Annotated in this window: 4 protein-coding genes; 3 read left to right on the top strand and 1 reads right to left on the bottom strand. The window is 67.8% G+C overall.

Features of this window, described 5'->3' with window-relative positions:
* Window positions 1–3: 3 nt before the first annotated feature.
* Window positions 4–1,257: an urea ABC transporter substrate-binding protein gene (gene urtA / locus AC6LJ2_RS24805; RefSeq protein WP_445657336.1), complete on the bottom strand. Its 1,254-nt coding sequence runs from the start codon at window positions 1,255–1,257 to the stop codon at window positions 4–6.
* A 358-nt stretch (window positions 1,258–1,615) separates the two neighbouring features.
* Between urtA and atzF the strand changes: the two genes are divergently transcribed.
* Genes atzF through AC6LJ2_RS24820 form a run of 3 tightly spaced genes read left to right on the top strand, consistent with a single transcriptional unit; the run spans window position 1,616 to window position 7,833 of the window.
* Complete coding sequence (gene atzF / locus AC6LJ2_RS24810) at window positions 1,616–3,451, top strand: allophanate hydrolase (protein ID WP_498152395.1); 1,836 nt, start codon at window positions 1,616–1,618, stop codon at window positions 3,449–3,451.
* Between the two features lie 27 nt (window positions 3,452–3,478).
* Complete coding sequence (gene uca / locus AC6LJ2_RS24815) at window positions 3,479–7,114, top strand: urea carboxylase (protein WP_498152396.1); 3,636 nt, start codon at window positions 3,479–3,481, stop codon at window positions 7,112–7,114.
* A 2-nt stretch (window positions 7,115–7,116) separates the two neighbouring features.
* The gene (locus AC6LJ2_RS24820; protein ID WP_263915762.1) at window positions 7,117–7,833 is read left to right on the top strand and encodes a GntR family transcriptional regulator; all 717 of its coding nucleotides are present in this window, start codon (window positions 7,117–7,119) and stop codon (window positions 7,831–7,833) included.
* Window positions 7,834–8,110 lie beyond the last annotated feature (277 nt).

Genomic DNA, 8,110 nt, shown 5'->3' on the forward strand with positions numbered 1-8,110 from the left:
GGTTTAAAGGCCTTGCTTGCTTTCGTTGCCCGGGATGTACGGGCTCCAGGGTTGCGCGCGGATCGGGCCCTTGCTCTTCCACACCACGTTGAATTGACCGTCCGCCTTGATCTCGCCGATGTAGACCGGCTTGTGCAGGTGGTGGTTGGTCTTGTCCATTTCGATCTTGAAGCCGCTGGGCGAATTGAACGTCTGGCCGCCCATGGCCGCGATCACCTTGTCGACGTCGGTGGTCTTGGCCTGCTCGACGGCCTGCTTCCACATGTAGATGCCGATGTAGGTCGCTTCCATCGGGTCGTTGGTGACGACCGTGTTGGCGTTGGGCAGGTTCTTGGCCTTGGCATAGGCCTGCCACTTCTTGATGAAGGCTTCGTTGACCGGGTTCTTGATCGATTCGAAGTAGTTCCAGGCGGCCAGGTGGCCCACCAGGGGCTTGGTGTCCACGCCACGCAGTTCTTCCTCACCCACCGAGAACGCCACCACCGGCACGTCGGTGGCCTTCAGACCGGCGTTGCCCAGTTCCTTGTAGAACGGCACGTTCGAATCGCCGTTGATGGTGGAGATGACGGCGGTCTTGCCGCCCGCGGCGAACTTCTTGATGTTGGCCACGATGGTCTGGTAGTCGGAATGGCCGAACGGGGTGTAGACCTCGTCGATGTCGCTGTCTTTGATGCCCTTGGAATGCAGGAAGGCGCGCAGGATCTTGTTGGTGGTGCGCGGGTAGACGTAGTCGGTGCCCAGCAGCACGAAGCGCTTGGCGCCGCCGCCGTCTTCGCTCATCAGGTATTCCACCGCCGGGATGGCCTGCTGGTTGGGCGCGGCGCCGGTGTAGAACACGTTCTTTTCCAGCTCTTCGCCTTCGTATTGCACCGGATAGAACAACAGTCCGTTCAGTTCCTTGAACACCGGCAGCACCGATTTACGCGACACCGAGGTCCAGCAGCCGAACACCGCCGCCACCTTGTCCTGCGCCAGCAGCTGGCGCGACTTCTCGGCGAACAGCGGCCAGTTCGACGCGGGGTCGACCACCACGGCTTCCAGCTTCTTGCCCATCACGCCGCCATTGGCGTTGATTTCATCGATGGTCATCAGGGCCACGTCCTTGAGCGACGTTTCCGAGATGGCCATGGTGCCCGACAGCGAATGCAGGATGCCGACCTTGATGGTGTCTTCGGCGGCGTACAGCTGCGGCATCCAACCGGACAGGGCCAACAGGCTCATGGCGGTCAGTTGCTTAAGGACTAGTCTGCGTTTCATGGTGACTCCTGAGGAGGAAGAAGCCGGCGGCGCCGGCGGCATGGGCGTGACCAGGACTTCAAAGCAAAAGCCGTGCCAACCGATCTGCCAGGCGGCGGTGCTGTAGTAAGGGGAAGGGTTTTCGATGACGCCGTGGCGGTCGACGGCGGCGGCGCGTGCGGACCAATCTGGTGCCGCATGCACAAGATCGGTGCGCGGCTTGCCCGTTGCGGGTGCGCACGCCAGGCGCCGCGTGGCGGGGGGATCGAGGCATCCCGGTGGGCAAAGCCGGGCGCCAGAGGGAAGCGCGCGGCGCGCGGCCAACATGGCACGCGTATTGCTTGGGTATCCGTACTTGTATACAAGAAAGGATTCCAGCATGAATGCCGTAGCAACGCCGCAGGGCCCCACGACCGGTTGGACGATCGCGCAATGGCTGTCTGCCTATCGCGAGGGCGGGGCCACCCCGGACGCGCTGTTGACGCCGCTGGCCGAGACGCCGGCCACGCCCGCCGACAACGCCTGGATCACGCGGGTCAGCCCCGCGGTGTTGGCGCGCCAGCTTGACGACCTGCGCCTGCTGCTTGCGGCGGCGGGCGGCGACGTGACGCGGCTGCCGCTGTATGGCGTGCCGTTCGCCATCAAGGACAACATCGATGCGGCCGGCTGGCCCACCACGGCGGCCTGCCCCGAATTCGCCTACACGCCTGACGAAGACGCGACGGTGGTGCGGCGCCTGCGCGCGGCCGGCGCGATTCTGGTGGGCAAGACCAACCTGGACCAGTTCGCCACGGGCCTGGTCGGCACCCGCTCGCCGCACGGCGCGGTGGCCAACGCTTTCAATCCTGACTACATCAGCGGCGGCTCCAGCTCGGGCTCGGCCTCGGTGGTGGCGCGCGGCCTGGTGGCGTTTTCGCTGGGCACCGACACGGCCGGGTCCGGGCGCGTGCCCGCGGGTTTCAACAATATCGTCGGTCTCAAGCCCACCAAGGGCTGGCTGAGCACGGCGGGCGTGGTGCCCGCCTGCCGCACGCAGGATTGCGTGTCGATCTTCGCGCTGACGGTGGACGACGCCGAACAGGTGGCCGGCATCGCGGGCGGCTACGACGAACATGATGCCTATTCGCGGGCGCAGCCGGCGGGCGCCGCCGCGCCGTGGCCGAAGGTGCCGCGCCTGGCTATTCCCGACCGCCTGGAGTTCTTCGGCGATGCGCAAGCGGCCGAGGCCTTCGAGGCTGCGCTGCAAGCCTTGAAGGCAAGCGGCGCGCAGGTCGAGACCATCGACTTCGCGCCCTACGCCGAACTGGCCGCGCTGCTGTACCAGGGCCCGTGGGTGGCCGAACGCTTCGCCGCGGTCGAGTCCCTGTGGCAAGAGCACCCCGCCGCGATCCACCCGGTGGTGCGCGGCATCGTCGAAGGCGCGGCGAACTACAGCGCGCTGGATGCCTTCAAGGCCGAATACCGCCGCGCCGAACTGACGCGCCAGATCCAGCTGTCGCTGCAGGGCTTCGACGCATTGGTGGTGCCGACGTCGCCGTCCATCTACACCATTGGGCAGTTGCAGGCCGACCCGGTCCGCCTCAATTCGCAGCTGGGCGTGTACACCAACTTTGCCAACCTGGCCGACCTGTCGGCGCTGGCGCTGCCGGCGGGCATGCGCGCCGATGGCCTGCCGGCGGGCATCACCGTGATCGGCCTGGCCTGGCAGGACCGCGCGCTGGCGCAGTTCGGCCGCCAATGGCAGGCCCAGCGCGGGCTGCCGCTGGGCGCCACGGGCCGGCCCTTGCCGACGCTGGCGCCCCAGCCGGCGGACCCGAACACCTTGCGCGTGGCCGTGGTGGGCGCCCACCTCACGGGCATGCCGCTGAACCATCAATTGACGTCCCGCCGCGCCGTGCTGGTGGAAAAGACCCGCACCGCCGCCGATTACCGGCTGTATGCGCTGGCCAACACCACGCCACCCAAGCCCGGATTGGTGAAGTCCGACAGCGGCGCGCCGATCGAGGTCGAGCTGTGGGACATCCCCGTGGCCGCCTTTGGCGCCTTCGTGGCCGAGATTCCCGCGCCGCTGGGCATCGGCACGCTGGAGCTGCACGACGGCCGCCTGGTCAAGGGCTTCATCTGCGAGCCGCGCGGCCTGGCCGGCGCTCGCGACATCACCGACTTCGGCGGCTGGCGCGCGTATCTCGCCAGCCTGAACGCCACCCCCCGTTAATCCAAGACCGCCCCTGGGAGCCGCCCCGTGTTCGATACCGTCCTGATCGCCAACCGCGGAGAAATCGCCGTCCGCGCCATTCGTACCCTGAAACGCCTGGGCATCCGCAGCGTTGCCGTGTATTCCGATCCCGACCGCAACGCGGCGCACGTCAAGGAAGCCGACGTGGCCGTGGCGCTGGGCGGCGAGAAAGCCGCCGACAGCTACCTGCGCATGGACCTGCTGCTGGACGCGGCCCTTGCGCACGGCGCGCAGGCCATCTACCCCGGCTACGGTTTCCTGTCGGAAAGCGCCGAATTCGCCGAGGCCTGCGAAGCGGCAGGCATTGCATTCGTGGGCCCCACGCCGCTGCAGATCCGCGAGTTCGGCCTGAAGCACCGCTCGCGCGAACTGGCGGCCGAAGCCGGCGTGCCGATGACGCCGGGCACGGGCCTGCTGGCCAGCCTGGGCGAAGCGCTGTCGCAGGCCGAGCGCATCGGCTACCCGGTGATGCTCAAGAGCACCGCGGGCGGCGGCGGCATCGGGCTGTCGCGCTGCGAGAACGAGGCTGAACTGACGGTGGCGTTCGACAGCGTGCAGCGCATGGGCGAACACTTCTTTCGCGACGGCGGGGCGTTCATCGAGCGCTATGTGGACAATGCGCGCCACGTTGAAGTGCAGATCTTCGGCGATGGCGCGGGCCGCGTCGTGGCGCTGGGCGAACGCGACTGCTCGGTGCAGCGGCGCAACCAGAAAGTGATCGAGGAAACCCCCGCGCCGCTGTTGCCGGCCGCGACCCGTGCGGCGCTGCTGGATGCGGCGGTGAAGTTGGGCGAGTCGGTGGCGTACCGGTCTGCCGGCACGGTGGAATTCATCTACGACCCGGCGCGCGACAGCTTCTATTTCCTGGAGGTCAATACGCGCCTGCAGGTCGAGCACCCGGTGACCGAGGCGGTGACCGGGCTGGACCTGGTGGAATGCATGCTGCGCGTGGCGGCGGGCGAGCCGCTGGATTTCGACGCCATGACGCGGGCCCCGCAGGGGGCGGCCATCGAGGTGCGCCTGTACGCCGAAGACCCGCTGCGCGGGTTCCAGCCGTCGCCCGGCGTGTTGACGGACGTGTATTTCCCGGACGGCGTGCGGCTGGACGGCTGGGTGGCCACCGGCACCGAGGTGCCGGCGTTCTACGACCCGATGCTGGCCAAGCTGATCGTGCATGCCGATACGCGCGAAGCGGCGCTGGACAAGCTGGCCGACGCGCTGGCCCATACGCGCCTGCATGGCATCGCGACCAATCTGGATTACCTGCGCCAGATCGTGGCGGATGCGCGTTTCCGCGCGGCGCAATTGTCGACCCGTTTCCTGGACAGCTTTGCCTACCGGCCGGCCGCCATCGAAGTGCTGGAAGCCGGCACCTACACCAGCGTGCAGGACTATCCGGGCCGTACCGGCTACTGGAACATCGGCGTGCCGCCGTCGGGTCCGATGGACGACTACGCGTTCCGCCTGGCCAACCGCATCGTGGGCAATGCGCCGGATGCGGCCGGCATCGAGGCCACGCTGGTCGGCCCGACGCTGCGCTTTCATGGCGACGCCCTGATCGCGTTGACCGGCGCCAAGTGCGCCGCCACGCTGGACGGCGAGCCGGTGCCGATGTGGCAGCCGGTGACGGTGCGCTCGGGCCAGGTGCTGGCGACGGGGCGGGCCCTGTCCGGCTGCCGCAGCTATCTGGCGGTGCGCAACGGGCTGGACGTGCCGGTATACCTGGGCAGCCGCTCGACCTTTGCGCTGGGCCAGTTCGGCGGCCACGCCGGCCGCACGCTGCGGGTGGGCGACATGCTGCCGGTGGTACAACCCGGGCTGCCGGCGGCGAACGCCACGCCGCCCCTGGCCGCGCCGCAGGCGGCGGCGCCGGAATTGATTCCGGTCTATGGCAACACTTGGGAAATCGGGGTGCTTTATGGTCCGCATGGCGCGCCGGATTTCTTCCGGCCCGAAGCCATCGAGGCCTTCTTCGCCGCCGATTGGGAAGTGCACTACAACTCGAACCGGCTGGGCGTGCGCCTGACGGGCCCCAAGCCGACCTGGGCGCGCGAGAACGGCGGCGAGGCCGGCCTGCATCCGTCCAACATCCACGATTGCGAATACGCCATCGGCAGCATCAACTTCACGGGCGACAGCCCCGTGATCCTGACGCGCGACGGCCCCAGCCTGGGCGGCTTCGTCTGCCCCGCCACGATCGCGCGCGCCGAACTGTGGAAGGTGGGCCAGGTCAAGCCGGGCGACCGCATCCGCTTCGTGCGCATCGATTACGCCGACGCGGTGGCGCGGGAAGCGGCGCAGGACCAGAGCGTAGAGACGCTGGGCGTGGTGACGCCGCAGGCCACGACGCCTCTTGCCGTGCCGCAGACGGCATCCGAGACCATCGTGGCGGCCTTGCCGGCCGAGGGGACGCGGCCATCGGTGTCGTACCGCCAGGCGGGGGATGGCTATCTGCTGCTGGAGTACGGCGACAACGTGCTGGACCTGGCGCTGCGCATGCGCATCCACCTGCTGATGGAAGCGCTGGCGGCCCGGCCGATCGATGGCGTGGAAGAACTGTCGCCGGGGGTGCGCTCGCTGCAGATCCGCTACGACAGTCGGGTGATCCGGCAGGACGCGCTGATTGCGCGGCTGCTGGAGATCGAGGCCGGCCTGGCCGACGTGGCGACGCTGCAGGTGCCGACGCGGGTGGTGTACCTGCCGATGGCGTTCGAGGATTCGGCGACGCTGGGCGCGGTGCAGCGCTATCAGGAAACGGTGCGCGCCAGCGCGCCGTGGCTGCCGAACAATGTGGATTTCATCCAGCGGATCAACGGGCTGGCCAGCCGCGAGGACGTGCGGCGCATCGTGTTCGACGCGAGCTACCTGATCATGGGGCTGGGCGACGTGTACCTGGGCGCGCCGTGCGCGGTGCCGATCGATCCGCGCCACCGGCTGCTGACGTCGAAGTACAACCCGGCCCGCACGTTCACGGCGGAAGGCACGGTGGGCATCGGCGGGGTGTACATGTGCATCTACGGGATGGATTCGCCGGGCGGGTACCAGTTGGTAGGCCGCACGCTGCCGATCTGGAACAAGTTCCTGAAGAATCCGGTGTTCCAGGACGGCAAGCCGTGGCTGCTGCGCTTTTTCGATCAGGTGCGCTTCTATCCGGTGAGCGAGGCCGAGCTGGATACGCTGCGCGAGGATTTCCGCGAGGGGCGTGCGACGGTACGCATCGAGGAAGAGATGTTCGATTTCGCGGCGCACCAGCGCTTCCTGGCGGAACAGGCGGACAGCATCGCGGTGTTCCAGGCGCGCCAGAAGACGGCGTTCGATGCCGAGGTGGCGCTCTGGAAGACCGAGGACGTGGCGGCGGCGCCGGTCGAGGCCGAGCCTGAACCGGAGACGGCGCTGCGCGAGGGCGAGCGGCTGGTCAGTGCGGACATGTGCGGCAATATCTGGAAGATCCCGGTGCAGGTGGGCCAGAGCGTGTCGGCGGGCGATACGCTGGTGGTGGTCGAGGCGATGAAGATGGAACTGTCGGTGATTGCGCCGGCGTCGGGCACGGTGACGGCGATCCGTTGCGTGCCGGGCAAGCCGGTGAACGCGGGCGATCCGTTGATCGTGCTGGCGGAAGACGCCACGTGCCCCGTGACCTGACCATGGCGGGCGAGTCGGTTCGGATCAGTCCGGCGCTGCGGCAGGCGCCGACGTTGGCGGGGTCGCTGGCGGACCAGGTGTACCAGCGCATCAAGGACGAGCTGTTCGATTTCCAGCTGCTGCCGGGGGACCGTTTCACCGAGGCGGAACTGGCGTTGCGGCTGGGGGTGAGCCGCACGCCGGTGCGGCTGGGGCTGGCGCGGCTGGAGCGGGAAGGCTTTGTGCTGCCCAGCCCGCGCAGCGGCTGGCAGGTGCGGCCGTTCGATTTCGAGCGGTTCGAGGCGCTGTACGACGTGCGGGTGGTGCTGGAGCTGGCGGCGGTGGAACGGCTGTGTGCGCGGGAGCACATGGACGAGAACGGGATGCTGGGGGCGCTGACGGATGTGTGGCTGGTGCCGCCGGCGCAGCGGATTCTGGATGGGCGGTTAGTGGCTGAGCTGGATGAGGCGTTTCATTGCTCTCTGGTCGCGGCGGCGGGGAATCCGGAGATGGCGTTGATCCATCGGGAGGTGACGGAGAAGATCCGGATCGTTCGGCGGCTGGATTTCACGAAGGACTTTCGAGTGGATGCGACGTATGAGGAGCATGGGGCGATTTTGCGGGCGGTGCTGGGGCGGCGGGGGGAGGCGGCGGGGAGGATGTTGCGGGGGCATATTGAGATGAGCAAGGCGGAAGTGCGGAAGATTACGTTGCATATGCTTTTTGAGGCTCGGGGGTAGGGGGGCTTGGTTTCTTCTTCATGCGGCGGGTGGGGTTCTTTAGGCGCGCCGGGCTGCGCTGGTCGGGTGGGCGCGGGGCTACGATTGCGGTCCGGAGCCTTCGCTCCGGACTGCCCCTTCGTCATCTTCGTTGGCGCCCTGCGGCGCCTGCCTCTCAAGAAACTCCCGTCAAGCTGCTGATTTGTTTGGGGTTTTTTCACGGAGTCTCTGGAAGTGGCGTGAGGCTATAGCCCATCGCCTGGGCGCGCTTGGTCAAGTGATGCATGACGCGCTGCTT

The sequence above is a fragment of the Achromobacter sp. 1014246743 genome (genome assembly GCF_059760725.1).

What these genes read in the sequence shown, in the direction of transcription:
- atzF (WP_498152395.1), top strand. Translation starts at nt 1,616, where the DNA reads ATGAATGCCGTAGCAACGCCGCAGGGCCCCACGACCGGTTGGACGATC.
- urtA (WP_445657336.1), bottom strand. Translation starts at nt 1,257, where the DNA reads ATGAAACGCAGACTAGTCCTTAAGCAACTGACCGCCATGAGCCTGTTG.
- AC6LJ2_RS24820 (WP_263915762.1), top strand. Translation starts at nt 7,117, where the DNA reads ATGGCGGGCGAGTCGGTTCGGATCAGTCCGGCGCTGCGGCAGGCGCCG.